This window comes from Cruoricaptor ignavus (assembly GCF_014961145.1).
GTDB lineage: Bacteria > Bacteroidota > Bacteroidia > Flavobacteriales > Weeksellaceae > Cruoricaptor > Cruoricaptor ignavus.
This window is the reverse complement of record NZ_CP063145.1, coordinates 1,260,517-1,286,304: the sequence shown is the minus strand read 5'-3', so window position 1 is coordinate 1,286,304 and position 25,788 is coordinate 1,260,517. Positions and strand designations below refer to the sequence as shown.

Genomic DNA, 25,788 nt, shown 5'->3' with positions numbered 1-25,788 from the left:
GAACTAGGAACCAAGACTTTAAAGGCAAAAGTAAAAAGTTTTTTGCACCGCTGAATCTTGCGTCTTGGCTCTCAACTCTTAGCTCTAAAATTACTTTTTACCTTTTTCCTGATGGGCTGCCCAGTTTTCCATCTTCCTTTCCAAAACGGCAAGCGGCAGGCAGCCCTGGCTTAAAACCTCGTCGTGAAACTTCGGCAGGGAGAAATTTTTCCCAAGCTTCGCGGAATATTTTCCACGCAATTCCTTGATTTTTAGGGAGCCCACTTTGTAAGCCAAAGCCTGGCCAGGCAAAGCCATATAGCGCTCAATTTCCGCCGTTGCGGAATTCTCGTCGTACGCCACATTTTTAAGGAAATAGGCTATGGCCTCTTCCCTTGTCATCTTGCCAGAATGTATGCCAGTATCAATTACCAGCCGAACCGCCCGCAGCATTTGGTCGCTCAGGTAGCCCATTTTTTGGTAAGGGTCCGTGTAGAGCCCAAGTTCCGGGCCCAGCGTTTCGCAGTAGTGCGCCCAGCCTTCGCCGTAAGCGCCGAGCCAGCCGAAGCGCATAAATTTCGGCAAATCTTCATTTTCCTGCTGAATGGAAATTTGGTAATGGTGCCCGGGAATTGCTTCGTGTAGGAAGAGCGATTCCATCCCGGAAGCTACATTGAAGGCCTTTGGTTCGGGCAGCGGAAGGTAGAAAATACCTGGCCTTTTGCCGTCTGCAGAGCCTTGCATATATTCTGCGCTTGCCGTGCTTTCGCGGAATTTTTCTGTCTGGCGGATTTCGAACGGCGTTTTTGGCGTTACGGAAAACATCGTTTTCAGCTTTGGCTGAATTTTCTTCAAAACGGAATTAAAGGCACCTAAAACTTCGTCCGCAGTTTTGTAGGGCATAGCTTTCGGGTCGGTTTTCAGGCTTGCCAAAAATTCTTCCAGCGAGCCTTGGAAGCCCAGCTCTGCCTTTACTTTTTCCATTTCGCTGCGAAGTTCCGCCACTTCTTTCAGCCCTGTTTCGTGGATTTCTTCTGGAGAAAGATTGGTAGTCGTCCAGCTTTTTACATAGTAGCGGTAGGTTTTATCGCCGTTGGCAATGCCGTTTATCCCGTCGGAATCTCTCGCAGCGTTCAGGTAGGTAGTTTTAAGGTAGCCCGCCATATTTTTATATGCAGGGATGATTTTCTCGGCAATTGCCGCTTTGTAAAGCTTCGTGTATTTTTCCTTCTGCTCATCGGAGAAATTTTTTGGAAAATTTTTCACCGGTCCGTAGAAGATATTCCGCTCAAAATCATCGGAAATGATGTCCGGGTTTTCGGTTTGCGCTATCATCCTAAGCACCAGCTTTTTCGGCAGCACGGTTTTTGCGGCTATGCCATCGTTAAAGTTTTCCACCGCAGCATCCATCCACAGCGGAAATTTTTCCATCCGGCTAAGCCAGTCGTCATAATCCTTTTCCGTTTCGAAAGGCTGGTTTCCGCTGCCGCTTCCAAGCAGTGGGAAAGTGAGCGGCAGGCCTTCGAACTGCGTGAAGGGGATGTATTCCGGGTGGTATGCGAAGCGCTCAATCTTGTCTTTCAGCGTATATTCCAGCACATCGAAAACCACCCTTTTATCATCAGGAAGTTTTTCATAATCCACTTTCTCGAGCTGCTTCTGGACACCTTTATAAAAAGCCACTTCTGTGTCGATGAAATCTTTGTCGATATCTACGGGCAGCTGGTCATTATATCTGTAGTCGCCCTGTGCGGTGGCCTCCAGCGGGTGCATCTTCAGGTACTGCTCGTAGTAGTTAGCCGCTATACTGTCCAGGTTCATCGGGGTTATCTTTGCTAGGGGCATATCTTTTTTTTTGCAGGAGAAGGCTGCAGCAAGGCATAGCAGAAGGGCAAATTTTAGAATTGTTTTCACTATTTAGTTTTTAAATTCAAGGAAAAATTAAGAAGAGCCTGGTCTTAGCAAAAGTAAAGTTTATTTCTTAAAGAAAATATTCTTCATCTGCTCAGCTCTTGGGCGCGTTCTTTTGCGGCTATGATGCCTTTCTGCAGAATTTCTTTCAGGCCGCCTTCCTCAAAAGTCCGCAGAGCCGCTTCCGTGGTACCGCCCTTCGATGCCACATCCTTTATCAGTTCGTCCAGGGATTTTTCAGAATTATTGATGAGGTGGTAGGCACCCAGCATAGTTTCCTTTACGAAAAGCTTCGCGAGATGTTCATCAATGCCCATCGAAATTCCGGCTTGTACCATCGCCGAAACGATGTAGTAAAAATAAGCCGGGCCGCTGCCGGAAAGTGCCGTGACGCCGTTCAGAAGGCTTTCCCCCTCAAGGTAAACCGACCTGCCCGTGGAATTTAATAGGCGCTCGACCTGCATTATTTTTTCCAGCGGGATGCCTTTCGCTGCGGTATACCCCGTGATCCCGCGGCCTAAAATCGTGGGAGTATTGGGCATCGCCCTTACCACAAAGCTATGGTTGCAGGCCTGCTGGATGTTTTCTATGGAGATGCCCGCCATCACGGAAAGCAGAACGCTTTCCTCCGGTATTTTGAAGGGGAGGTTTTCCGCGGTGGCAGCGAAATCCTGCGGCTTTACGGCAAGGATGATCAGATCTGCGCCGCATTCTTCCACCTCGCTGAAAGCCAGGACTTTGCAGTTTGGAAATTCCTTTTCCACTTCCGGTTTGCCTTGCTTGTTTCTTGTGATGAGGAGCAGGTTTTCTGGCTTTACAAGTTCGAATTTCAAGAAGGATCTGGAGAAGGAGGTGCCCATTTTCCCGGCACCCAGTACGGCAATCTTCATCGTGGTTTTTAGCCAAATTTAAAAAAGTTTGTGGTTTTCCGCGGGAATTTTAATTTTAAATTTCCGCATTGCTGCAATTTTTTATCTTTGCTCAAACTATAAAACCAAAACCAAATTTATCCTGAAAAAAATGAAAGGGATTCTGAAAATCTACCATCCGGAGGAAACTCTGAAGTACAACATTAAAAGTACCTACTGCAAGCCGGTATACAGCAACAGGCAGCACCTGCTGGAGGTGGAGATTATTACAGACGACTGCCTGGATCATGTGGATGACGATTCCCTGCAGTACAACTACCCGCAGCTTTCCTTCCACATTTACGACTTCCCGACCGACTCTGCGGAGCTCTGCGGAAAGCCAATCCTCATCAATGATTCTGATGAGGATGACTATACCGAGGTGGACCTGCACGATGATGAGGAGGCCTACCTGTACGACAACGAGCTGAGCTTCACCAAGGATGAGGAGGAGGTGCTGCACCTGGTATGGAAGGGGGAAATCGATGATTTCTACACGGGCTCCGGCACGCAAATTCCCTTCAAGCTGAAGTGCAACTTCAGGCCGGAACTTATCGAGGTAGAGGATTAGCCACCAATTATTTATTTTTTTAAACCAGTTTTTATGTTTCTACAGGCCGCCACGCCGGCTGCAGCATCCGTGCAGCAGCGCAGTTTCTCCCTTTGGGAAATTTTGTTTCACGATAATATTTTCGCCAATGCAGTGATGGTAGCCATCATCCTGCTGGGCGTCCTTGCGCTGTACCTCTTTTTGGAGAGGCTCTTCTTCATCAACCGTATGGCGAAAACCCCGGAGCAAAATATGTTGCAGAACATCGAAGACCTCCTGAATGAAGGCCGCGTAGAAGCCGCCGCAGATTACTGCAAAAGGAGCAGCAGCCCCGATGCCAGAATTCTGGAAAAAGGAATATCGCGCGTCGGAAGGCCGGTTTCCGACATCGTGAGCGCGATGGAAAGCCAGGCACAGATAGAAGTTTCACGCCTGGAAAAAAACCTCAGCCTGCTATCCGCAGTGCCATCCATAGCCCCAATGCTCGGGCTCCTCGGCACGGTGATAGGCATCATTATGGCGTTTTTCAGTATGGCAAATTCAGAAGGCACCTTCTCGCCGCAGACGCTTTCCGCAGGCATATACACCGCCCTCGGCCATACGGCGATGGGGCTTGCCGTGGCTATCCCTGCCAATTTTTTCTACAATCTGCTCCTTACGAGGATAGATAAATTTGCCCTGAAAGTTCAGAATCTTACTGCGGACTTTCTGGACATCATCAACAATCCTTCCTGAAAATGAAACTGAAACGCAGAAATACCTCCAACCCGGAATTCAGCCTTGCAGCGATGGTGGATGTTTTCCTGCTGCTGCTGATTTTCTTTATGGTAACTTCCGCGGTGTCTCAGCAGAGCGCCATAGATGTAAAATTGCCACAGGGAAATTCCGAAGCGCCGAACATCCCGAATCCTTTAGCGGTAAGCATCAGCAGCGATGGCAGTTTTTTTGTAGATGAACTGCCGGTGCAGAAGCAGGATTTGGAGAGAGAAATCCTGGCTAGGATGCAGAACGCCGCATCACCATCGTTCACGATTCGTGCCGATGAAAACGCGATGCACAAGGATGTGGTTTTCGTGATGGAAATTGCCGAGAAGCACAAGTACAGCATCGCGATAGCCACGCAGAAAGCGCAGTAAGAAAATGAGAAGTTTCAGTTACGATACCGGAAACAAAACCGACCGGGTGAAAAGCGGCATCATCACCGCAGTAGTTTTTGCTGGGCTGCTGCTTTTCTTGTTTTTGTATAAATTTACTGAAACGCTTCCGGTGCCGAAAACCGAAACGGTATCCGCAATGCTCATCAACTTCGGTGATAACCGGGAAGACACAGGCCTGGAAGAGCCGGCCAATCAGGAAGGAAGCTTGGCGGCGGATGCAGCGGCGGAACCTTCATCACCGGCGGAAAATTCTACCCAAATCATTTCTGAGCCGGAAGCTTCGCCGAAAGATTTACCTAAGGAAGAACCGGCGCCAAAACCTGAGCCGAAAGCCAAAGCCCAGCCCGAAAAAATATTAACAGGAAAAGATAAAAAGCGCGAGGTAAAAACCACCGAAACACCGTCAAAAAAAACGGATAAAGCGGTAGCAACTTCTGGCAAGAATTCAAAGCCAGCCGGGAAACCGAACGCTAAAAGTAGCGGTGCAAATTCATCTGCAAAAAAGCCAGGGAGCAATGCTGCCGCACCTAATGCCCCCACAGGAAAAGGCGATGGGCAGGGCACCGCAGCCGTTGGCAATTTGCTTCGTGGCCGCGGAACTAAGCAGGGCAGCCAGGGTGACGGCAGCAATGCCGCGGGAAATTCCGGCGATCCGCTTGGCGGCGATGGAAACGGCGACAGCAAAATAGGTGTGGATAGGCAGCTTACGGGCTTCATACCTGGTACGATGGGGCGTGGCGGCGCGCAGCCTACGCACAGCTGCACGGCTACGGGCACCATCACCATTGCGTACACCGTGGATAAGGCGGGCAATGTGGTTTCGGCGCGGCGCAGCGGCGGTATTTCGGATCCGTGCGTTGTATCCACCTCCATTGGTTGGGTGAAGCGCTATGTGAAAGCCGAGCGGGCGGCAGTTTCCAGCACAGGAAGCTATAAGATTTCATTTTAATATAAATTTTTACTAAAAATGTCAACATATTTCTCAAAATTCCGCGTGCAATGGGCGGATATCGATGCCAACAGGCATATGGGCAATTCTGCCTATATGCAGTACACCGCCGAGGCTAGGATGCGCTTTATGGAGCAGCACCGCATAGGCCTGAAGGAGCTGAACCGCTGGGGCGTAGGCCCGGCAATCCTTCACGAGAGATTTTCATTTTTCCGCGAAATCCATTACGGGCAGGAGTTTTTCGTAAGCGTGGAGATTGGAGGTTTCTCTGAAGATGGCGCAGTGTACCGGTTTTTTCAGCGGTTTTTCCTGCCGGATGGTACGCACATCGCCACCGGGGAAGCCACCGGAGTCTGGATCGATCTGATGCTTCGCAAGAGCACCACGCCGCCGGACGACATACTGGATGTGATGAGGAAATACCGCAGCGAAAACTGCGCCGTGATGTCGCGCGAGGATATCAAAAACTTGCCATTCCAGCCGGAGAATATTGATGCTGAAATTTTAGCAGGGGGTTTGGAGAATTAATTTTGAAGCTCATTCATTGCCGCGAAAACCTGCGGCTGCATCAGCCTTTCCAAGTTTAGGTTGATGCTTTGGCCGTCTATTTTTTCTTCAACGAAATTTTTCGTGTCAAATTGGCAAAGCTTCCATTCGCCGTCGTTGTATTCCAGATAAGTCAGGTTCTCAATCCAGTCGCCGGAATTTAGGTAATGCACGCTGCCGGTGTCATTCGTCGCTATTCTGTCCGCAGGCTGATGGATGTGCCCGCAGATTACGAAATCGTACCTGTTGTCAATCGCCAATTCTATCGCTTTTTCTTCAAAATCGGCGATGAATTTCACAGCTTCCTTCACGGAATTTTTCACTTTCTTCGATAGCGAAACCTTCGGCCTGCCCATCGCATTCAGCAGCCAGTTCACCGCGCGGTTGACGAGGATCAGCCAGTCGTAGCCCAGTCCGCCGAGCTTCGCGATCATTTTTGCCCAGCCCTTGGTGGTGTTGTCAAACACATCACCGTGGAAAATCCAGTGTTTTTTTCCGTTTAGTTCCAGCAGATATTTATCAGTCAGGAAAAGGTTTCCCATCTGAAGATCCGTGTATTGCCGCAGGAATTCATCGTGGTTTCCGGTGATGTAGATCACCTGCGTATCCTTCTTCATCAGTTTAAACAATTCGCTGATGACCGCCATATGAGACTTCGGAAAATAGCGCTTCGAGAAAGCCCAGCCATCAATGATGTCTCCGTTTAAAACTAAAATTTTAGGTTTTACGGATTTCAGGTAAGAGAGCAGCTCTTTGGCGTGGCAACCGTATGTGCCGAGATGCACATCTGAAATAATGACAACTTCTACTTCCCGTCGGCTTTTTGGCATTTTTGCAATTTTCGCAAAAGTACATAAGTAGATTAAAATGAATGTTGCGAAAATGTTAATTTTAAACAAAAATGCCGGGAATGCCGGCATTTTTTAAAATTTATCGAGGGATGGTAAGCTATACCACGCCCTGTGCCAGCATTGCTTCGGCCACCTTCACGAAGCCAGCAATGTTCGCGCCTTTCACATAGTTTACATAGCCGCTCTCTTCCTTGCCGTAGGTCAGGCAGGCTTGGTGGATGCCGGTCATAATTTCCTTCAGCCGTGCATCCACTTCCTCGGAAGACCAGTTTAGGCGGATGCTGTTCTGCGTCATTTCCAGCCCGGAAGTTGCTACACCGCCGGCATTGGAGGCCTTACCCGGGGAGAAGAGCACCTTATTGTCGATAAAATGGTTGATTGCTTCCAGGGTAGAAGGCATATTTGCTGCCTCCGTCACGCAGATTGCGCCGTTGGATACCAGGTTCTTCGCATCATCCAGGTCCAGCTCGTTCTGCGTAGCACAAGGGAAGGCCACATCGCACTTCACTTCCCAAGGCCTCTTCCCGGCGAAGAATTTCGCAGAAGGGAATTTCTTCAGATAATCTTCCGCGCGGTTGTTCCCCGATGCGCGCATCTCCAGCATATAATCGATTTTTTCACCGGAAATACCATCCTCATCATAAATATAACCGTCCGGTCCGGAAATAGTCAATACTTTGCCGCCAAGTTCCGTGAATTTTTTCGCCACGCCCCAGGCTACATTTCCAAAGCCGGAAATTGTGGCAGTTTTTCCTTCGATTTTTTCGCCAATGGTTTGCAGCATCTGCTCCGCGAAGTACACAACGCCGTAGCCGGTAGCCTCCGGGCGTATCAGCGAGCCACCGTAGGCGAGGCCTTTCCCTGTAAGAACGCCCGTAAATTCGTTGCGGATTTTTTTATACTGCCCGAAAAGATAGCCGATTTCGCGAGCACCAACACCGATATCGCCAGCAGGGACATCGGTTTCCGGGCCGATGTGTTTGCAGAGCTCCGTCATAAATGCCTGGCAGAAGCGCATAATTTCCATATCGGATTTTCCCTGAGGATCGAAATCGGAGCCGCCCTTGCCGCCGCCCATCGGGAGGGTGGTGAGGGAGTTTTTAAAAACCTGCTCGAAGGCGAGGAATTTCAGTACGGAGAGGTTCACGCTCGGGTGGAAGCGGATGCCGCCCTTGTAAGGCCCGATAGCGGAGTTCATCTGTACGCGGAAGCCGCGGTTTACCTGAATTTCTCCTTTGTCATCCACCCAAGCCACACGGAAGATGATGACGCGCTCCGGCTCTGCCATACGCTCCAGCAGCTTCATCCCGTCGTATTTTTCCTGTGTGGCCACGAAGGGGATTACCGTTAGAGCCACTTCTTTCACCGCCTGGAGGAACTCCGGCTGATTGGGGTTTTTGGCTTCAATTTTTGCTACAAAGTTCTGGATGCGCTGCTCCACTGTAAGGCTGTTCATATTTTGTCTGGATTTTTCTGAACAAATTTAGCTTTAATTCATTATACCGAAAAAAGAATTTTGTCAGTTTTTAGAAATTTCACAAAGTCATTAAATAGCTACAAACTGCCTGCCAGAAAGCGTTTTTATCAGCCCTGCGATTTCCAGCTCCAAAACTACGGGCAAAATTCTGTAAGAAGGCAATGAGAGAATTTCGGAAAGCTCGTCCAGCGGAATGTTTGGGCTTGCGGCTATGGCTTCATAAATTTCCTTCTGGTGGGGCAGAATGGCGGAAGGCACTTCTTTTCTGCTGAATAGCTCCGGTTGCTGCAGTTCGGTTTTGCCAAAAATTTGGTGCACAAGGTCCGGAATTGTGGCAATAGCTGCGGCTTTGTGCTGGGCGATCAGCTGATTGCAGCCCTGGCTGAACCTGTCGGTGATCTTTCCCGGCAGGGCATACACATCCCGGCTGTACTGGTTGGCAAAATTTACGGTGCTCATAGAGCCGCCGCCAAAAGCAGATTCCACCACGATGGTCGCTTCAGAAAGTCCGGCAATGACACGGTTCCTCTGGATAAAATGCTCTCGGTCAGGCCTTTGAGAAGAATTAAATTCTGTAAGGAGTGCCCCGCCGGAATTTAGGATTTCCTCCGCAAGTTTTCTGTTTTGGGAAGGGTAAAGCGTTTGGAAACCGTGTGCCAGAACGGCTATGGTAGGAATTCCTGCCGAGAGGGATTCCCTGTGAACCTGCGTATCCGCACCCAGGGCAAGCCCGCTCACGGTAATGGCACTGCGGCTTTGGATTGCCTGATGCAGCTCGTAGATGAACTGCCTGCCATAGGCCGTGAGGTTCCTGGTGCCCACGATGCTTACGGGGAATTTTTCCTCATCAGTTTTGCCCATTAAATAAAGTACGGACGGCGCATCATCACATTCATTAAGCAAAAATGGCAGCTCGTTTCTTTGGCGAAGCAGAATTTTTATTTTTTGTTTTTCGCAAAAAATTAATTCTTTTTCCGCGAATTTTAGATGCTCCTCATTTCCGATATCTGATGCGGTTTTTAGCCCAATTCCCTCGATTCCTAAAAGGCTGTTCCTGCTGGCTTTCCAGACATTTTCTGCTGAGCCGAGAGCGTCGGTAAGCTTTCGGAAATTAAAATCGCCTATAAAAGCTGCGCTGCGCAGCGCGATGGAATAGAGGTGCTCCTCGGAAAACATTTTTCAAAAATAGGAAATATTGAGATTTAGGCTAAAACAGAATTTTAAATTACTAAAAGTAAAAATAATCCCTCGAAAAGTATAATTTACAAACATTGATTTAGCAATAAAACTCCCTCAACCTTCATCTTCTCCGGAGCTCGTCCAGGTATTTCCAGATGTCCTCCTCCGGCTTTTGAGGCAGGCTTTCAAAATCCTCCGGGTGGCGCGCCTTGTAATCTTGCCAGAGCCTATCGTCCCGCTCGCTGTAGTAGCCGGGGTATTCCCAGATGTAGCGGCGTCGGCGGCTGCCGGTGTTGCGGTAGATATATGCCAGGACGATGCCTACCAGAGCCCCAGCAAGGTGGGATTGCCAGGAGATTCTGCTTGGCTGCTCCATTTTTATGAAATATTCCTCCGGGAAAATGCCCCAGATAAGGCTGCCGTAATATAGCGCAACCATAAGGCTGATGGCGAGAAGGCCGCGCTCCCTGCGGAAGATCCCGCTGAAAAACAGAAAAAATGCCAGCACATACACCACGCCGCTCGCCCCCACAATGCAGGTGTAGCGCAAATCCCCCGTATAGATGTCTACCGGGGGGAGCAGCCACACGAGCAGGCCGGCTGCAAGCCACCCGGTAGAGAGTACCTGCCTGGCTATACGGCTGTAAAAGTAGAACAACAGAAAGCTCAGCAGCGCTATCGGGATGGAGTTGCTGATGATGTGATCCAGGCTGCCGTGGAGCAGGGGGCTTAGCAGTACGCCTTTGAGGCCCTCCGGGGAGAGGGGGATGATGGCGCCAAAACAGCCTGAAAACCAGCCGTGTGCCTGCAGCAGGAAGGAGCCCCACATAAGGGAGAGAAGTACAAAAGGGTAGAGGATAGCCCTGCCCAGCCTGCGAGAGAATTTCATTATAAATTTTTTTTTCAAAAAAACTGCCAGCGTGGAATGGCGGAAATTTTGGCAGTGAAAATATTGAAGGGTTCGACGGGTAAATTGTTATTTTTGCCGGAATTTTGGAATATGCGTATTAAATTAACACTATTCTTACTTGTAATTATTTCGTTTGATGTGGCGGCGCAGCGCACGGACATCCGACGGAAAATCGATTCTCTTTACCAAAATAAATGGGACAGCGCGGCTACCGACCTGGACAGCCTTACCAACCCCCGGCTGGTGGAAATCCCCCGCAAGAACAGGAAAGACACCATACTGATCCGGGAGAGGCCGCAGCCAATAAGCGCGCCGGAAAATCTGCCGGTAACGCCTTATAACCTGATGCGTGAGGACCGCCCACAGAAATGGTATTTCTTCGGTAAAAATGCGTTGATTTTTAATCAGGCAGCATTTTCGAACTGGTATACTGGCGGCAATAATAACATCGGCGTCATCGGCAGGGTAGATTATAATCTCAGCTACAAAAACGGCAGGCACTTCGTGGAGAATATTATAAAGCTGGGCTATGGATTCGTAAATGCGGAGAACCAGGGGTCGCGCAAAACGGAGGATGTCCTCAGCGTATCTTCCAACTATGGCTACGATATGGGCAGGAATGTCTATATTTCTGCGGGTTATCAGTTTTTGTCACAATTCAGTCCCGGGTACAATTATTCCAAGACTTCTAAGCCGAAATATGCCGACAGGGTTTCAAAATTTATGGCGCCTGGCTACCTGAATGTGGGGATGGGTGTCTCCTACAACCCTTCGGAAAATCTGCAGATTATCTTCCGCCCTGCCAATGGGAAGTTTACTTTTGTGCTGGATGAGCAGCTTCAGCAGGCGGGAAGGTTCGGACTGGAAAGGGACGGGCAGAGCGTACGCTCGGAGCTTGGTGCGATGCTGAACTTCATTTACAGGCTTAATATCATTGAAAACATCTCTTACCTGAGCCAGCTAAATTTTTTCTCCAACTATCTGCACAGGCCGGACAGGGTGGATATTCATTACGCTGGCGCGCTGAACCTTAAAGTCAATAAATTAATTTCTGCAGCGGTAAATATTGATTTGGCATACGACCACGACCAGATTGAAAAACTGCAGGTGAAACAGACGCTCGGCATTAGCCTAAACTATAATGTCGGTACAGATACTGCGCCCCGCCCCAGCAGCAAAAAGGTGATAAAACCTTTTGTGACAAAGTAAAAAAACAGGCTATTCCGAACGGAGCAGCCTGTTTTTTTAGAATATTTAATATTATTACTGTACAAACTTCATCTCGCTGATTAGGTGCCCTGCCTTGCCGTATTTCTCGATTACCCAAAGCACGAAGCGCACATCCACATTGATGGTTTTCTGCCAGTCTTCTTCGAAAACGATGTCGCCAGAAAGCGCCTCAGAGTTGCCGTCGAAAGCCAGGCCAATCAGGTTTCCACGGCCATCCAAAATCGGCGAGCCGGAATTTCCGCCTGTAATATCATTATCGGAAAGGAAGTTCACCTGCAGTTTCTTCGTCTTTTTATCCACATACCTGCCGAAATCCCTACGCTTCACTAAATCAAGGAATTGCTGCGGCAGGTCGAACTCTTCATCGCCCTTCTTATACTTCGCCGCCATACCGTAAACATCGGTGTAATAATTGTCCTTCTCGGAAATTCCAAAATAATTTCTGTCGTTCCGTTTCGGAAGCGTCGTCACTTTACCATAAGTCAGTCGCATTGTGGAATTAGCATCCGGATAGAAGGCTTTTTCCGGCATAGATTTCCTCAGCCCGTCAAGGAAGAGCCTGTTGTTCTTGGCGAAATTATCTTCCACTTTAGCAAATCTTTCGCTCAGCAGCCTTTGATCGGTAATGAAGCCGTCGGCAATTTTCTTCATCGGGTCAGCATCGATTTTCAAACGATCAGGGTTGTTCACGAAATTCATCGCAGATTCTTTGGTTGCAAAGATGGACGAGTAGGCTACATTCGGCAGCGTAGCGGCATCAGCAGCCACCAGTGTTGGCGATGCCACATCTTTATTCACGCGGAGCTGATACAGATTCACCATTTTGCTAAGCATTTCGCCTTCCAGCTGCACATTGAATTTTTCGTAAGCCTTATCCACCGCTTCTACAACTTTCGGCTTCATCGCCGCTTTTCCAGCATCATCCTGATCGGCATAGGTTTTAAACATCGAGCCTAAAGTGTATGCCAGGCTAATGTACTTCGCATTTCTCTGCAGCTGTGCGGAATAGTTGCGCTCCACATTTCTCGCGGAAATCTGGCGGTAGTAAGCTTGGATGTCTTCCAGAACGCCGTAGTAAGTTTTCTCGTTTTCCGGCAGAAGAGACCATTTTCTGTAAACTTCTTCCACCTTCTGCTTATCTTGGATGGTGCCGTTTTTCTTCACTGCATCTATAGTGCCCTGGCGGTTTTTCCAATAGTTGGCCACCGATGCGTACTGGGATGCGTAGTTCAGCTTCGTAGCCTGGTCTTTATCCATATATTTCTTCATCACATCCATCGCCACCTTGGAAGCTTCCACCCAGGCAGGATAGTCACGGTTTACCAATTGGTCTATTCCGTACGAAGTCATATAGCGGTTCGTTCTTCCCGGATAGCCCACAATCATTGCGAAAGAGCCCGGCTCATAGCCTCTCAAGGAAATCGGCAGGGAATGCTTCGGCTTCAGCGGAACATTGTTCGGAGAGTATTCCGCAGGGTTCCCGTTGGCATCTGCATAGACACGGAAAACGGCAAAATCTGCGGTGTGCCTTGGCCATTCCCAGTTGTCTGTATCTCCACCGAATTTGCCCAGTGCATTTGGCGGCGTACCTACCAAGCGAACATCCTTAAAGTCCTGATACACAAAGTAATAGAACTCATTCCCGTTAAAGAAATCGCGAACTACCACGGTATATTTTCCGTTCTCGGAATTTTCATTCTGGATGGCTTTATATTCCGCATCGATAATGTTTTTGCGCTCTTCCGCAGTCATCTGGTTGTTCAGCTTGCCGTTGATGCGCTGAGACACATCGTCCATCCTCACCAGAAATCTTACAGAAAGCCCTTTTGCAGGAAGCTCTTCGGATTTTTTCATCGCCCAGAAGCCATTCGTCAAATAGTCTTTTTCCGGCGTGGAAAGCGCGGCAATATTGCCGTAACCGCAGTGGTGATTGGTGAAAAGCAAGCCCTGATCTGAAACTATTTCACCCGTGCAGCCGCCGCCAAACTGTACAATCGCATCCTTCAGGCTGGATTTGTTCACCGAGTAAATTTCCTCTGGTGTCAGCCTCAGGCCTTTTTCCTGCAGGTTCTGGCCCTGCAGCCTTTTAATCATCATCATCAGCCACATTCCTTCGTCGGCACGCATCTGCGCGAAGCTCAGAAGGAACGAGCACATTAAAAAGATTTTCTTCATTTTAGCAAAAATTTTTTGCTAATTTAGGTTTTTCTTAATATTCAAGGCAAATGCACACTGCGATTTTCCCAATAAAATTTAAAGGATTTTCAAAATTCTTCACCATTCTCGGTTTGATAACTTCCACCGCCTTTACCAAAAGCTGTACATCCGTTCCCATAGAAGCCACCAAGCTCAGCAGGCAATGGTTTCTGGTGGAATTTGAAAATTACCCGAAAGAATTTTTTTCGGAAAATAAAATCCAGCTGGATTTATCTCCTACAAAAAACCATCCTAACTTCTCAAGTTTTGACGGCTGTAACCGATTGTATTTCAACGCACAAACAAAAAATAGAAGTGAAATAAAATTCACAGATTTCCGAACCGGTACTATATTCTGCAGCGGTAGTTTTGGTGAAGAATTTCAGCAGTTTCTACGCCAGGCCAAAACCTATAAAACCGAAGGCCACACCCTGATTTTGTATGATGGCAATGGCAGGGCAATGAAATTCGTAGCGGCAGATTGGGATTAATCATCAAATAGTGATAGCTGATATCCGTATAATTTCTGGAAAGTCATTATCTTCACAGTCAATTATCTTTTATGGTCATCAACCCTGAAATCATCGGCTTTATTGCTGGCGGCCTTTCAAGCGTGCTCTTCATACCGCAGATTGCGAAAATCATCCGCGAAAAATCGGCAGAAGGTTTCTCGCTGATTACCGGCATCATCGGCGTTGTCAGTTCCGCACTTTGGCTTTGGTACGGCTTTCTGAACGGCCACATTTCGATGATCGTCACCAATGCACTGGCAGTTTCCGCCACGCTATTACTCTTCATTTTAAAGCTCATTTATTCCCGAAGGAAATCCGCCTGATTTTTCCTTAAAACCGAAATCCTTACTTTTGCTGAAAGCCGGAAAACGGTGCGAAATTTATGCTTGAGAAAAAAGACCATCTTTACGAAAAGGCTGTGCTGGTAGGCCTTGTGACGCAAAATCAGGACGAGGAAAAACTTCGGGAATATATGGATGAGCTGGAATTTCTGGCCTTCACGGCAGGTGCTGCGGTGGATAAGCGCTTCACGCAAAAGCTGCCAAAGCCCGACCCAAGAACATTTGTAGGCAGCGGAAAAGCGGAAGAAATAAGAACCTATGTAAAAGAAAATGAGATAGATACGGTGATTTTCGATGACGAGCTTTCGCCTTCTCAGCAGAAAAATCTTGAGCGGGAAATGGAAGTTAAAATCATCGACAGAACTAACCTCATTCTCGATATTTTCGCACAGCGGGCGCAAACTTCCTACGCAAGAACCCAGGTGGAACTTGCCCAGTATGAGTACCTTCTGCCAAGGCTTACCGGTATGTGGACCCACTTGGAAAGGCAGCGCGGCGGAATTGGGATGCGTGGTCCCGGTGAAACGGAAATCGAGACAGACCGAAGAATCATCCGGGATAGAATCTCCCTGCTGAAAGAAAAACTGAAAACCATTGATAAACAGATGGCTACGCAGCGAAACAACCGTGGAAAGCTGGTGCGTGCAGCCCTGGTAGGCTACACGAATGTTGGCAAATCTACGCTGATGAACGCCATTTCCAAATCGGAAGTTTTCGCAGAGAACAAGCTTTTCGCAACGCTGGATACCACGGTGCGCAAAGTGGTGATAGGCAACCTGCCATTCCTGCTCACCGATACTGTGGGCTTTATTCGAAAATTGCCGACACAGCTGGTAGAGTCTTTCAAATCCACGCTGGATGAAGTTCGCGAAGCGGATTTGCTGCTGCACATCGTGGATATTTCTCACCCAAGCTTTGAAGACCACATCGCTTCCGTGAACGACATCCTGCAGGAAATCGATGCGCATAGAAAACCTACCGTGATGATTTTCAACAAGATAGATGCTTTCGCCTACGAGAAAAAGGATGAGGACGATCTGACGCCTGCCACGAAGAAAAATATCTCGCTGGATGAGTGGAAGAAAACCTGGATGTCCAAATCCGAACATCCTGCCGTTTTCATTTCGGCTTTGACGAAGGAAAACTTTCCCGAGATGAAGAAGCTCATCTATGATGAGGTGCTGAAGATCCACATTTCCCGCTTTCCTTACAACGATTTCCTGTTCGAGTATTTCGATGAGGATTAGCCTGGCAAAACAATTAGGTAAGTTTTATCGGAAAATCGTATTTTTAGCCCGATGGAACTGTATTATTCTTTTTCAATACTCATTGTTTTTGCCGCCACTTTTGCATTTGTAAATTATAAATTTTTGAAGCTTCCCGGCACCATCGGAATTATGGTGATTGCCATCGCAGTTTCAGTTTTCCTTGTAATGTTCGGCGAAACCGCACTCCCGAAGACTTACAAAAATCTTTACAGCCTCATAAACAGTGTGGATTTCAGCGAAGTGCTGATGGGCGCTATGCTGAATTTCCTGCTTTTTGCGGGCGGGGTCCACATTAATGTCCAGGATTTAAAAGAGCAAACCGGGCCGGTAGCCGTGTACGCTACCGTGGGCGTGCTGATATCCACCTTCGCCGTAGGCTTCGGGGCATACTATCTCCTCCCGCTGGTAGGGCTGCCGGTGCCGCTGATCTGGTGCCTGGTTTTCGGGGCGCTTATTTCTCCCACGGATCCCGTAGCCGTTCTCAGCGTCTTAAAACAGGCCAATGTCCCCAAAGCGGTGGAAACCAAGGTAGCCGGGGAATCTCTCTTTAATGACGGTATGGCGGTGGTGGTCTTCTCCGTGCTGCTGCAGCTTGCCGCAGGGAACCATGTGGAGCTGAATGCGGAGAGCATCGGTAGCTTGCTGCTGCAGGAGGCGGGCGGCGGTCTTTTGCTCGGCGTTATCCTGGGCTATACCGCATCCCGGGCAATACGCCAGGTGGACGACTACATTATTTCCGTTTTAATAACCCTCGCCGTGGTAATGGGCGGCTACCTCATAGCACACGAAATGCACATTTCCGCGCCTCTTGCCATGGTGGCTGCCGGGCTGTTTGTGGGAAATTTCAGCAGAAAATTTATGATGAAAACAGAAACTCAGGACTACCTGATTAAATTCTGGGAACTCATCGATGAAATCCTGAACGCCGTGCTTTTTCTCTTCATCGGTTTTGAGCTGCTCACCATCGACGACCTGAACGAATACCTTGCCGCGGGCGGCATCTGCATCCTCGTGGTGCTACTGGCGCGGTGGGTTTCCATACTGCTGCCGGCTACGCTGCTCTCCCGCCGCTACCGCTTTACGAGGCAAACGGTGAAGGTGCTCGTCTGGGGCGGCATACGCGGCGGCGTATCGATTGCGCTGGCGCTCTCCATCCCTAAGGGCGAATACAGCGAGGCAATCATCAGTATCACCTACTGCGTGGTGGTGTTCTCCATCGTGGTTCAGGGGCTTACGATTGGGAAAGTGGCAAACACGAGGCAGATGGTGATAGAGGAGAACACAGAGGGTGCGGAGACAGCGGGGCAGCCTTAAAGTTTTAAACCCAAATTTTGGCTAAAATGACTGCCGAAGATATTGCAGCCGCTCTGAGTGTAATGACCGATCCGCAGGTTGCATCCACATATTCCAGTTTTTTTAAAACCGGGCCGGGGCACTATGCTGAGGGCGACCTTTTCGTGGGCGTCACGATACCGGAGCAGCGGAAGGTGGCAAAGGAATTCTGGAATAAAATTTCTCCGGAAGAACTCCTGCCTTTGCTCTCCTCGGAAATCCACGAGCACCGGAGCACTGCGCTCTTCATCCTCACTTTAAAATTTGAAAAAACAAAATCCCAGGAGGAAAAAAACATACTGGCAGACTTTTATTTCCAAAACCGAAAGTTCGTGAACAATTGGGATCTGGTGGATAATTCCGCATACAAAATCCTCGGCAGGCAGGCCTACGAAACCGGGGACAGCAGCCGCATTCTTTTCCTCGCCGAGGAAGAGTCCCTCTGGTCAAAGCGCATCGCAATAGTTTCCACGATGTATTTCGTGCGCCGAGGCAGCTTCGATTTAATGAAAAAAATCGTGCTGAAAAATCTTCAGCATCCTCACGACCTGATGCACAAGGCAAACGGCTGGCTCCTACGGGAAATGGGAAAAAAAGACGAGGCGGCGCTCCTGGATTTCCTTCGGGAATACTATCCGCTCATCCCGCGCACCACCCTACGCTATGCCATTGAGAAACTGGAAGAAAGCCAGCGGCAGGAGATTTTGAAGGGAAGAATATAACCAGTTATCTTGGTTGACATAATAAAAAATTTATATCTTACCCGAAACAAATTTATGAAATTAGAGACCTTTCTTCACTGGACAGTCCTCTTCCCAATACTCTCCGCGCTGTTTTACTTCAGCGGTATGCTGAATGATTCGCTGTTTTCTTCAATAGTTGGCGCTATGTTATTGATTTCCAGCGTGCTTTCCGCTGTGCATCACGCTGAGGTAGTGGCTGCGCGCGTAGGCGAGCCTTTTGGAACCATTATTCTCGCCATTTGCATCACGGTCTTGGAGGTAGGGCTAATTATCTCATTTATGCTTTCCGGAGGGGAAAATGCGCTCACTTACGCCAGGGACACCGTTTTTGCAGCGGTAATGCTCATCCTGAATGGCATTCTCGGCGTTTGCATCCTTATCGGTAGCGTGCAATACAAGGAGCAGTTTTTTATACGAAGCTCGGCGACTTCCTATCTGGTAAGCATTACCTCCATTCTTGTGCTTACTATGATTCTGCCCAACTTTACCTCAAGCCATTCGGGGCCATTTTACAGCAGGGCACAGCTGGCGTTTGTCTCGCTTGCCTGCCTGACAATTTACGGCACATTTCTGATGGTTCAGACGGTGCGCCACAGAAATTATTTCGTTGCCGATGCGGAAAACAGCCTGTCCGAAGAGCATATGCCAAGCACTCAAAATGCTATCTTCAGCCTAATTATATTGATTATTTCTCTGGCTTCCGTGATTTTGATAAGCAAAGCACTCTCTCCAGCGGTGGAGGGTTTTGTGAAAAGTATCGATGCTCCGTATTCTTTAGTTGGGGTTATTATTGCCTGCGTGGTTCTTCTGCCAGAAGGTTTTGCCGCTGTGCGTGCCGCCCGGAAAAACCAAATTCAGACATCCATCAATCTTGGCCTGGGCTCTGCGCTGGCAAGTTTAGGGCTTACTATCCCCGCTGTATCCTTGGTGTGCATCCTTAATGACATCCCATTCGTGCTCGGTTTGGATGCCAAATCCATCGTACTCCTCTGCCTAACGGTTTTTACCGTGATGCTTTCGCTAAGCCGTGGGAAGACCAACCTACTGTACGGAACCGTGCTGTTGGTAAACCTTGCGGCATACATTTTCACCGTAATTTTCCCTTAGGCCAAGCGCCTCGCCATCTCCATTTTGTGGGACATCAGCCTCGCGATATTTCCAGCTTTATAGATGGCTGCATCGGCCGCTTCACCCTCAAAATTTTCCTCTACGGTTTCCGTCCAAAGCTGAAGCCAGGTCTCGAAATGCTGTTGCTCCATCGGCACCGCCTCATTGATTGGGAAATGCGCTGCCATCGGGTTGCCCTTATAGCTCATCTGCCCGAACAGCAGCGTCTCCCAGAAGCTGTACATCTTCGGCAGGTGCGCACCCCAGTCCACCTTTGCCACATCATCGAAGAAAAATCCGATGCCGGACTTCGCCACCTTAGCATAAAAACTATTCACCAGGAGCTCGATATCCTGGCGGCTTTCTAACTTTTTCATAATTTTTAAAAATTCCAGATAAAATTAACCACAAAATCTGCCTGCCGCAAAGATTTCGCTATGATATTTATCAAGCGTATCACAGGCAATATTTGGGGCGCCATTTCCGGCTATCCGCTCCTACTCCTCGTATCGCCGCTCCGCTTCGCTCCGCGGCTCCACTGCGGGGTATCCGCTACTATCCGGGGCGCGCGCATCGGGCGGCTCACAATGCCCAAACCAAAATTCCGAAATTTGCAAAAAATAAGCCCAAAAATTGAACCACGAATACAAAAAATTCCTCGACGGCATCAAGCGTAAGCCGCCCAAAAACCTGGACCACCTCGCCCAGGAAACCCACGACGAGGTCTTCCGCGAGATCGACTGCCTCAGCTGCGCCAACTGCTGCAAGACCACCGGCCCGCTTTTCACGGAAAAAGACATCGAGCGCATCGCCAGATACCTCCGCCAAAAGCCCTCAGAATTTGAGGAAAAATACCTCCGCACCGATGAGGATGCCGACAAGGTGCTGCAGGAGCTGCCCTGCCCCTTCCTTCTTGAAGATAATTACTGCAGCATCTACGAAGTGCGCCCCAAAGCCTGCAGAGAATATCCGCACACCGACCGCCGGAAAATCTACCAGATCAATCGCCTCATGCTGAAAAACGCCGAAATCTGCCCCGCCGCAGATCTCTGGGTACAAAAGATGATGGGCAAGCTCAAATAAGTTTACGAGCTGTGCTTCTGCGCCTTCGCAATATTCAGGATTACCAGCGTGGCAAGCACCATATTTTCCAGCGGCACATACTCGTAGGGTCCGTGGAAGTTCAGGCCGCCGGCGAAGATATTAGGGCACGGCAGCCCCATATACGAAAGCTGCGCGCCGTCCGTACCGCCGCGTATCGCCTTGATGTCCGGCTCTATGCCCGCTTCCCGCATCGCCTGTGCCGCGATATCGATGATGTGCATCTTACCTTCAAACTGCTGCTTCATATTGCGGTATTGCTCTTTTATTTCGATACTAAAAGTATCTTTTCCGTATTTTTGATTAAATTCCGTTACCTTTTCCTTCAAAAATAACTTTCTCCTTTCAAACTTTTCTGCATCGTGATCCCTGATGATGTACTGAAGTTTAGCAGAGGATACATCTCCGCTGAAATCCGTGAGGTGGTAAAAGCCCTCGAAACCCCGTGTGGTCGCCGGCGTTTCCTGCGAAGGAAGAACGGAGGCGAGCTCTGCTGCCATCAGTGCCGCGTTTTTCATTTTACCGAAAGCATATCCGGGATGTACGCTCAGCCCCCGCACCGTAATTACGGCTCCTGCGGCATTGAAATTTTCGTATTCCAGCTCGCCAGCCTCGCCGCCGTCCATAGTGTATGCCCACTCTGCGCCGAATTTTTCCACATCAAATTTGTGGGCGCCCCTGCCGATTTCCTCATCCGGCGTGAAGCCTATGGCAATCCTCCCGTGCGGAATTTCCGGGTGCGCCATCAGGAATTCTGCAGCGGTTACGATTTCTGCCACGCCGGCTTTGTCATCCGCCCCGAGGAGCGTGGTGCCGTCCGTGGTGATGAGCGTATGGCCGATATGGTTTTTGAGGCTTTCGAATTGAGCCGGGGAGAGGGTGAACCCCGTTTCAGGGTTGAGCGGCAAATCGCCCCCGTCGTAATTTTCCCAGACTTTTGGGTTTACATTTTCCCCCGAAAAATCCGGCGAGGTATCGTAGTGGGCAATGAAGCCCACGGTAGGCTCCTGCGCATCGCGGGTAGCGGGGATGGTAGCGTAGATGTAGCCATTACCGTCGATCTCCACATTTTCCAGCCCCATCTGCTGCAGTTCTTCAAAGATGAATTTCGCGATGTTCCACTGCTGTGGTGTGGATGGCGTGCTGGCACTCTCCGGGTCGCTGGTGGAGTATATTTTTACATAATTCAGGAAGCGGTTCAGGAGTTTTTCCTCCCATACTTTATCAAAGCCGGTTGTGTACATTTTTTAATTTTTAACAAAGTTACGGCTTTTGGTGATGCGTTCAGGAAATAAACCTTTCTCGCTGTTCCGCGGAAGGCAGCAGGCAGCTTTCGCCGGCTATTTTCTTTCTGTTTTCCGCCACCATATCGTAGATTTTGTCCAAAACTATTTTTGGAAACGCCCTCAGCAGCCCCAGAGCGCGGTAGCCTCCCCCCAGGGTGCGCCCGATTTCTATCACTGCATACATTTTCGTATAGCGGCGGCCGTTTTTCAGGAAATAAAGAGTACTGAAGTTTTCCGCTGGCAACCCCCTGCTGCGAAGGTACTCCTGCCCGTACCCGCTCTGAAGGGGCGCAAAGCGAAACCTGCCTACCCGGTCGCGTTTTAAAATCCACTGCACCCAGAAATTACAAAAACCGCAGTCCCCATCGTAGAGAACAATATTATCAAAAGTCATAATTCAAAGTAAAACTTTATGGCAATAGGCTGCAGAGTTTCGCCGGGAAAAGTTTAAATTAGCAAAATTGCTTTTTCATTTTTAAAATTCTGCGTGGCTGAAGGTACCGAAAAAAAAGAAATTAAAATTACCGAGCTGTCTGCTGGGCTGCTATGGAGCACGGGATTCCAGATATCTACCGATAGCAAAATAAATTACATTAATGCGCTGTTATCGGTGGGTTTTGATTCCGTTTCGCTCGGTATTTTTTCGGAGGCAGGGGATATGATAAAGGTGCTGAAAAATATTGATAAAAATAATTCTCACACTAAAATTCTCGTAACGGCGCAGAGCCTCCCTGCGGTGGATGCGGCATCAAAGTATCCCGAAATAGACAGCGTAATTCTTGCTTCAGCCTCAGCCCCAAAATCAGAATATTTTGCCCGAAACCCGGATGCTGTCTTGATAGAGCTAAAGGAGGGTGGATGTCAATCTTTTACAGTCAGTATGTTTAACCCCGGCGCTCAGTTAAAGTGCCTCTCTACAATGCAGATCATCAACCTGCTGGCTGCTACAAAAACTCCTCACGGCCTTAGCCTCCTCAATTTTGAAACAGCGTGGAATATCGGGAAGAAAATCTTCAGCCCGTAGATTGTAATACGAAAAGCCGCCCAGGTTTGGCGTCCCGAACGGCTTTTTATAAAATTAATTTTTAGAAGGTGGAATTGCTTTCGTTGAATTTTTCCTCCACCTTATCCCAGTTAATTACATTCCAGAAAGCGGAAATATAGTCCGGTCTTTTGTTCTGATACTTCAGGTAGTAGGCGTGTTCCCACACATCCAGCCCTACCAGCGGTGTGCCCTGCTTCTCGGCCACAGGCATCAGCGGGTTGTCCTGGTTTGGTGTGGAGGTCACCTCCACTTTCCCGTCTGCAGTTTTTATCAGCCATGCCCATCCGGAGCCGAAGCGCCCCTTTGCCGCTTCTGTGAAAACTTCCTTGAATTTTTCAAATCCGCCAAAGTCCTCAATAGCCTGCTTTATATTTCCCACCGGCTCTTTGCTTCCGCCGGGTGTAAGGATGTCCCAGAAGAATGTGTGGTTCCAGTGGCCGCCACCGTTGTTTCTCACTGGCGTTTTATCCGTGCCAGTTTTGCAGATTTCCTCGATGGATTTTCCTTCCAGCTCGGTGCCTTCTATCGCTTTGTTCAGGTTGTCCACATAAGTTTGGTGATGCTTGGTGTGGTGGATTTCCATAGTTTTCGCATCAATGTGCGGCTCAAGGGCTGCGTAATCGTAGCTTAGTTGTGGTAGTGTAAACATAATCCTGTTTTTAGTGTTGGCCAAATATACAGTAATTCTGCCGGACTGCCCGATTTTTTAAGACACTTTAACAGTGTTTACTTCTGCATGCTCATCAGGAATTCCTCATTGTTCCTCGATTCTCTTACGCGTTTCTCCACAAATTCCATAGCTTCCACTGGGTTCATTTCTGCAAGGTATTTCCGCAATATCCACATTCTCTGCTGCGTCATTTCATCCAGGAGCAGATCATCACGCCTTGTGCTGGAAGCCACCAAATCAATCGCCGGGAAGATTCTCTTGTTGGCAATCCTTCTATCCAGCTGAAGTTCCATATTTCCGGTGCCTTTAAATTCCTCGAAAATCACCTCGTCCATTTTAGAACCTGTGTCAATCAGCGCTGTGGCAATTATGGTTAATGAGCCGCCGTTCTCGATTTTTCTTGCAGCCCCGAAAAACCGCTTCGGCTTGTGCAGCGCGTTGGCATCCACACCGCCGGAAAGAATTTTTCCGGAAGCCGGCGTCACGGTGTTGTAAGCTCTTGCCAGCCTTGTGATGGAATCCAGCAGTATCACCACATCGTGCCCGCACTCTACCATTCTTTGGGCCTTTGCCAGAACTAAATTTGCAACCTTTACATGCTTTTCTGCCGCCTCGTCGAAGGTGGAGGCTATTACTTCCGCATTCACGCTGCGTTCCATATCCGTTACTTCTTCCGGCCTTTCGTCGATTAGCAATACCATCATATAGGCTTCCGGGTGGTTTTCGGAAATAGCGTTGGCAATGTCTTTCAGAAGCATTGTTTTCCCGGTTTTCGGCTGCGCCACAATCATCGCCCGCTGTCCTTTGCCAATAGGCGCAAACATATCCACAAGCCTTGTGGAAACCGTGGAGCCTCTGCCCGCAAGATTGAATTTTTCTTCCGGGAAAAGCGGCGTAAGGTATTCGAAGGCCACGCGGTCTTTCAGGTAGGAAACATCGCGGCCGTTCACCTCTACAGGCTTTAAAAGAGAGAAGTATTTCTCGCCTTCTTTCGGTAGGCGTACGATGCCTCTTACGGTATCGCCGGTTTTCAGGCCGTAGTTGCGAATTTGGGCCGTGGAAACATACACATCATCCGGCGAAGAAATGTAGCTGAAATCCGATGAGCGTAGGAAGCCGTAATTATCAGGTAGAATTTCCAGCACGCCCTCGATTTCCACAATCCCGTCGAAATTAAATTCCTTCTTCGCCTCTACATCTTCCGAGCTGCCGCCGTTTCGCTGGTTTTGAAAGCGCGGGTTTTGCCCGTGCTGATTATTGTTGTGGTGGCGGCTACCGTTGTTGCTATTACCATTTTGATGATTACCATTTTGGGAATTTCCGCCGTTTCCGTTTTGGTGGTTCGGGTTTTGCCTGCCGTTTTGTCCGTTTCGGTGGTTATTGTTTTTCAAATTTTTCTGCTGCCTTGCTTCCTGGGCATTTTGCGGAATTTCTTCCCCGTTTTCCTGCGGTGTTTCGGCTGGCGCTGCAGCATCTGCAATTTCAGCAACGGTGGTTTCCTGCTCCTGCGCTGTGGCTTCCTGTGCTGCGGCATTCCGCGGTTTTCTGCCGCGCTTTTTAGGTGCTGGTCTTTCTTCGGAGGTGTCTGGGGTTGCAGGTTTTTCTGCTGCTATTTCTTTAGAATTTTCCACGGCGTTTTCCGCAGAAATTTCATCGGGGGCTTCCACAACTTTTTTCGGCCTGCCTGGTTTTCTGCCGCTTTTTTTCGGCTCTGCTTTTGCCGTGGTTTCTTCGGCATTCGTGCCGAAGTTTTTGGCATAATATTCCGCTGCCGTTGCTTTGTTCGCCGCTTGAAAATCCAGGATGGCATAGGCTAAATCCTGTGCTGTGCTGCCTTTCGGCACATTTTGACCAAGGCCCTTCATTATCTTGGTCAGTTCCGCTGCGGTTTTTCCGCTAAGCGTTTCGAGATTGAACATATAAGGTCACAAAAAGTATCAAACAAATGAAATGGAAACCGGCTGAGATGGTGCGGTTTCTGTGATTAAGTGCTGCAAATCTACAGCAATTTTTGAATTGTGCAAAAAAATATCTTATTTTTGCCAAATATTTCCTGAAAACCTATGCTTCAGAGAATTCAGACGGTTTGGATGGCGCTTGCCTTGTTGTGCGGCTTCTCGCTGATTTTTGTAAAGGACGACCTTGGGCCGCAGCTTTTGGATGGCGCCTTTTACTTCCTTATGGCGGTTTTTACAGCGCTTACGGTTTTCAGCATTTACAGTTTTAAAAATAGAAAATTACAGGTGTTGCTGAACAGGATCGGCATCGTACTGAACGCATTGTTGCTCGCTCTGCTGTCGTACTGGCTGCTAAGCTTACCCGGAGGAATGGAGTTTCCTGAGAAGGGTATTGAGCCGCTGTTTCCCCTCCTGGCTATGGTGTGCCTGGCTATTGCCAACACATTTATCCGCCGGGACGAGAGGCTCGTGAAATCTGTGGACAGGCTGCGGTAAAGCGGAAACTTTTTTTTGAGTGAAGACAGCTCCGGACTCCCGGGGCTGTTTTTTTTGTGCTGACGGTTTCCGGTTGTATATTTGGAA

Annotated in this window: 27 protein-coding genes; 15 read left to right on the top strand and 12 right to left on the bottom strand. The window is 48.8% G+C overall.

All coding sequences use genetic code 11. The annotated features are described in order from the left end of the window. Positions 1-90: 90 nt before the first annotated feature. Together IMZ16_RS06310 and proC are read right to left on the bottom strand one after the other, a co-directional pair. Complete coding sequence (locus IMZ16_RS06310; RefSeq protein ID WP_317173199.1) at positions 91-1,893, bottom strand: DUF885 domain-containing protein; 1,803 nt, start codon at positions 1,891-1,893, stop codon at positions 91-93. An 83-nt stretch (positions 1,894-1,976) separates the two neighbouring features. Then, positions 1,977-2,780, bottom strand: coding sequence for a pyrroline-5-carboxylate reductase (gene proC, locus IMZ16_RS06305; RefSeq protein ID WP_193439331.1), 804 nt, complete (start codon positions 2,778-2,780; stop codon positions 1,977-1,979). A 130-nt stretch (positions 2,781-2,910) separates the two neighbouring features. Between proC and IMZ16_RS06300 the strand changes: the two genes are divergently transcribed. Genes IMZ16_RS06300 through IMZ16_RS06280 form a run of 5 tightly spaced genes read left to right on the top strand, consistent with a single transcriptional unit; the run spans position 2,911 to position 5,982 of the window. Continuing rightward, on the top strand, positions 2,911-3,369 hold the full coding sequence (locus IMZ16_RS06300; protein WP_073180111.1) for a hypothetical protein: 459 nt from the start codon (positions 2,911-2,913) through the stop codon (positions 3,367-3,369). A gap of 33 nt (positions 3,370-3,402) precedes the next feature. After that, positions 3,403-4,083: a MotA/TolQ/ExbB proton channel family protein gene (locus IMZ16_RS06295; RefSeq protein WP_193439330.1), complete on the top strand. Its 681-nt coding sequence runs from the start codon at positions 3,403-3,405 to the stop codon at positions 4,081-4,083. 2 nt (positions 4,084-4,085) lie between these two features. Further along, positions 4,086-4,484, top strand: a complete 399-nt coding sequence (locus tag IMZ16_RS06290) for an ExbD/TolR family protein (protein ID WP_193439329.1) — start codon at positions 4,086-4,088, stop codon at positions 4,482-4,484. 4 nt (positions 4,485-4,488) lie between these two features. Continuing rightward, a complete protein-coding gene (locus IMZ16_RS06285) occupies positions 4,489-5,454 on the top strand; it encodes a ferric siderophore ABC transporter substrate-binding protein (protein ID WP_193439328.1) in 966 nt (321 codons plus the stop codon). Positions 5,455-5,472: 18 nt separating this feature from the next. Continuing rightward, complete coding sequence (locus IMZ16_RS06280; protein WP_193439327.1) at positions 5,473-5,982, top strand: acyl-CoA thioesterase; 510 nt, start codon at positions 5,473-5,475, stop codon at positions 5,980-5,982. Here IMZ16_RS06280 and IMZ16_RS06275 read toward each other — a convergent pair. The 4 genes from IMZ16_RS06275 to IMZ16_RS06260 all read right to left on the bottom strand — a co-directional run bounded on the left by IMZ16_RS06275 (position 5,979) and on the right by IMZ16_RS06260 (position 10,396). Beyond that, positions 5,979-6,830, bottom strand: coding sequence for a UDP-2,3-diacylglucosamine diphosphatase (locus IMZ16_RS06275; RefSeq protein WP_193439326.1), 852 nt, complete (start codon positions 6,828-6,830; stop codon positions 5,979-5,981). The genes IMZ16_RS06280 and IMZ16_RS06275 overlap by 4 nt on opposite strands. Positions 6,831-6,948: 118 nt before the next feature. Then, the gene (gdhA, locus tag IMZ16_RS06270) at positions 6,949-8,307 is read right to left on the bottom strand and encodes an NADP-specific glutamate dehydrogenase (protein ID WP_193439325.1); all 1,359 of its coding nucleotides are present in this window, start codon (positions 8,305-8,307) and stop codon (positions 6,949-6,951) included. A 90-nt stretch (positions 8,308-8,397) separates the two neighbouring features. Further along, entirely contained in the window at positions 8,398-9,504 is a 1,107-nt protein-coding gene (gene dprA, locus IMZ16_RS06265) for a DNA-processing protein DprA (protein ID WP_073177934.1), read from the bottom strand. Positions 9,505-9,628: 124 nt separating this feature from the next. Next, positions 9,629-10,396, bottom strand: a complete 768-nt coding sequence (locus IMZ16_RS06260) for a rhomboid family intramembrane serine protease (protein ID WP_193439324.1) — start codon at positions 10,394-10,396, stop codon at positions 9,629-9,631. 111 nt (positions 10,397-10,507) lie between these two features. On the opposite strand from IMZ16_RS06260, the gene IMZ16_RS06255 reads away from it, so the two are divergent. Then, positions 10,508-11,626 (top strand): DUF3078 domain-containing protein, encoded by a 1,119-nt coding sequence (locus IMZ16_RS06255; protein ID WP_193439323.1) that lies wholly within the window; start codon positions 10,508-10,510, stop codon positions 11,624-11,626. 54 nt (positions 11,627-11,680) lie between these two features. Here IMZ16_RS06255 and IMZ16_RS06250 read toward each other — a convergent pair whose 3' ends face one another. Further along, the gene (locus IMZ16_RS06250) at positions 11,681-13,822 is read right to left on the bottom strand and encodes a S46 family peptidase (protein ID WP_193439322.1); all 2,142 of its coding nucleotides are present in this window, start codon (positions 13,820-13,822) and stop codon (positions 11,681-11,683) included. 50 nt (positions 13,823-13,872) lie between these two features. On the opposite strand from IMZ16_RS06250, the gene IMZ16_RS06245 reads away from it, so the two are divergent. The 6 genes from IMZ16_RS06245 to IMZ16_RS06220 all read left to right on the top strand — a co-directional run bounded on the left by IMZ16_RS06245 (position 13,873) and on the right by IMZ16_RS06220 (position 19,146). Beyond that, positions 13,873-14,334 carry an META domain-containing protein gene (locus IMZ16_RS06245; protein ID WP_193439321.1) on the top strand — a complete coding sequence of 154 codons (462 nt, stop codon included), beginning with the start codon at positions 13,873-13,875 and terminating at the stop codon, positions 14,332-14,334. Between the two features lie 71 nt (positions 14,335-14,405). Further along, positions 14,406-14,678, top strand: a complete 273-nt coding sequence (locus IMZ16_RS06240; protein WP_193439320.1) for a SemiSWEET family sugar transporter — start codon at positions 14,406-14,408, stop codon at positions 14,676-14,678. A gap of 59 nt (positions 14,679-14,737) precedes the next feature. After that, positions 14,738-15,943, top strand: a complete 1,206-nt coding sequence (gene hflX / locus IMZ16_RS06235; RefSeq protein WP_193439319.1) for a GTPase HflX — start codon at positions 14,738-14,740, stop codon at positions 15,941-15,943. A 51-nt stretch (positions 15,944-15,994) separates the two neighbouring features. After that, positions 15,995-17,278, top strand: coding sequence for a cation:proton antiporter (locus tag IMZ16_RS06230; RefSeq protein ID WP_193439318.1), 1,284 nt, complete (start codon positions 15,995-15,997; stop codon positions 17,276-17,278). Between the two features lie 26 nt (positions 17,279-17,304). After that, on the top strand, positions 17,305-18,018 hold the full coding sequence (locus tag IMZ16_RS06225; RefSeq protein WP_193439317.1) for a DNA alkylation repair protein: 714 nt from the start codon (positions 17,305-17,307) through the stop codon (positions 18,016-18,018). 54 nt (positions 18,019-18,072) lie between these two features. Next, a complete protein-coding gene (locus IMZ16_RS06220; protein ID WP_193439316.1) occupies positions 18,073-19,146 on the top strand; it encodes a calcium:proton antiporter in 1,074 nt (357 codons plus the stop codon). Here IMZ16_RS06220 and IMZ16_RS06215 read toward each other — a convergent pair. Then, the gene (locus tag IMZ16_RS06215) at positions 19,143-19,523 is read right to left on the bottom strand and encodes a group III truncated hemoglobin (protein WP_073177920.1); all 381 of its coding nucleotides are present in this window, start codon (positions 19,521-19,523) and stop codon (positions 19,143-19,145) included. The genes IMZ16_RS06220 and IMZ16_RS06215 overlap by 4 nt on opposite strands. A gap of 256 nt (positions 19,524-19,779) precedes the next feature. On the opposite strand from IMZ16_RS06215, the gene IMZ16_RS06210 reads away from it, so the two are divergent. Next, positions 19,780-20,229 (top strand): YkgJ family cysteine cluster protein, encoded by a 450-nt coding sequence (locus IMZ16_RS06210; RefSeq protein ID WP_193439315.1) that lies wholly within the window; start codon positions 19,780-19,782, stop codon positions 20,227-20,229. 2 nt (positions 20,230-20,231) lie between these two features. Here IMZ16_RS06210 and pepT read toward each other — a convergent pair whose 3' ends face one another. Next, positions 20,232-21,491, bottom strand: coding sequence for a peptidase T (pepT, locus tag IMZ16_RS06205; protein WP_193439314.1), 1,260 nt, complete (start codon positions 21,489-21,491; stop codon positions 20,232-20,234). A 40-nt stretch (positions 21,492-21,531) separates the two neighbouring features. Next, a complete protein-coding gene (locus IMZ16_RS06200) occupies positions 21,532-21,927 on the bottom strand; it encodes a thiol-disulfide oxidoreductase DCC family protein (RefSeq protein ID WP_193439313.1) in 396 nt (131 codons plus the stop codon). 93 nt (positions 21,928-22,020) lie between these two features. Between IMZ16_RS06200 and IMZ16_RS06195 the strand changes: the two genes are divergently transcribed. Further along, positions 22,021-22,557, top strand: a complete 537-nt coding sequence (locus IMZ16_RS06195) for a hypothetical protein (protein WP_193439312.1) — start codon at positions 22,021-22,023, stop codon at positions 22,555-22,557. A 61-nt stretch (positions 22,558-22,618) separates the two neighbouring features. On the opposite strand, the gene IMZ16_RS06190 is transcribed toward IMZ16_RS06195, so the two are convergent. Beyond that, positions 22,619-23,230: a superoxide dismutase gene (locus IMZ16_RS06190; RefSeq protein ID WP_227411580.1), complete on the bottom strand. Its 612-nt coding sequence runs from the start codon at positions 23,228-23,230 to the stop codon at positions 22,619-22,621. 74 nt (positions 23,231-23,304) lie between these two features. Beyond that, positions 23,305-25,167, bottom strand: coding sequence for a transcription termination factor Rho (gene rho / locus IMZ16_RS06185; RefSeq protein WP_193439310.1), 1,863 nt, complete (start codon positions 25,165-25,167; stop codon positions 23,305-23,307). Between the two features lie 144 nt (positions 25,168-25,311). On the opposite strand from rho, the gene IMZ16_RS06180 reads away from it, so the two are divergent. Next, the gene (locus tag IMZ16_RS06180; RefSeq protein WP_193439309.1) at positions 25,312-25,701 is read left to right on the top strand and encodes a DUF4293 family protein; all 390 of its coding nucleotides are present in this window, start codon (positions 25,312-25,314) and stop codon (positions 25,699-25,701) included. Positions 25,702-25,788: the final 87 nt, after the last annotated feature.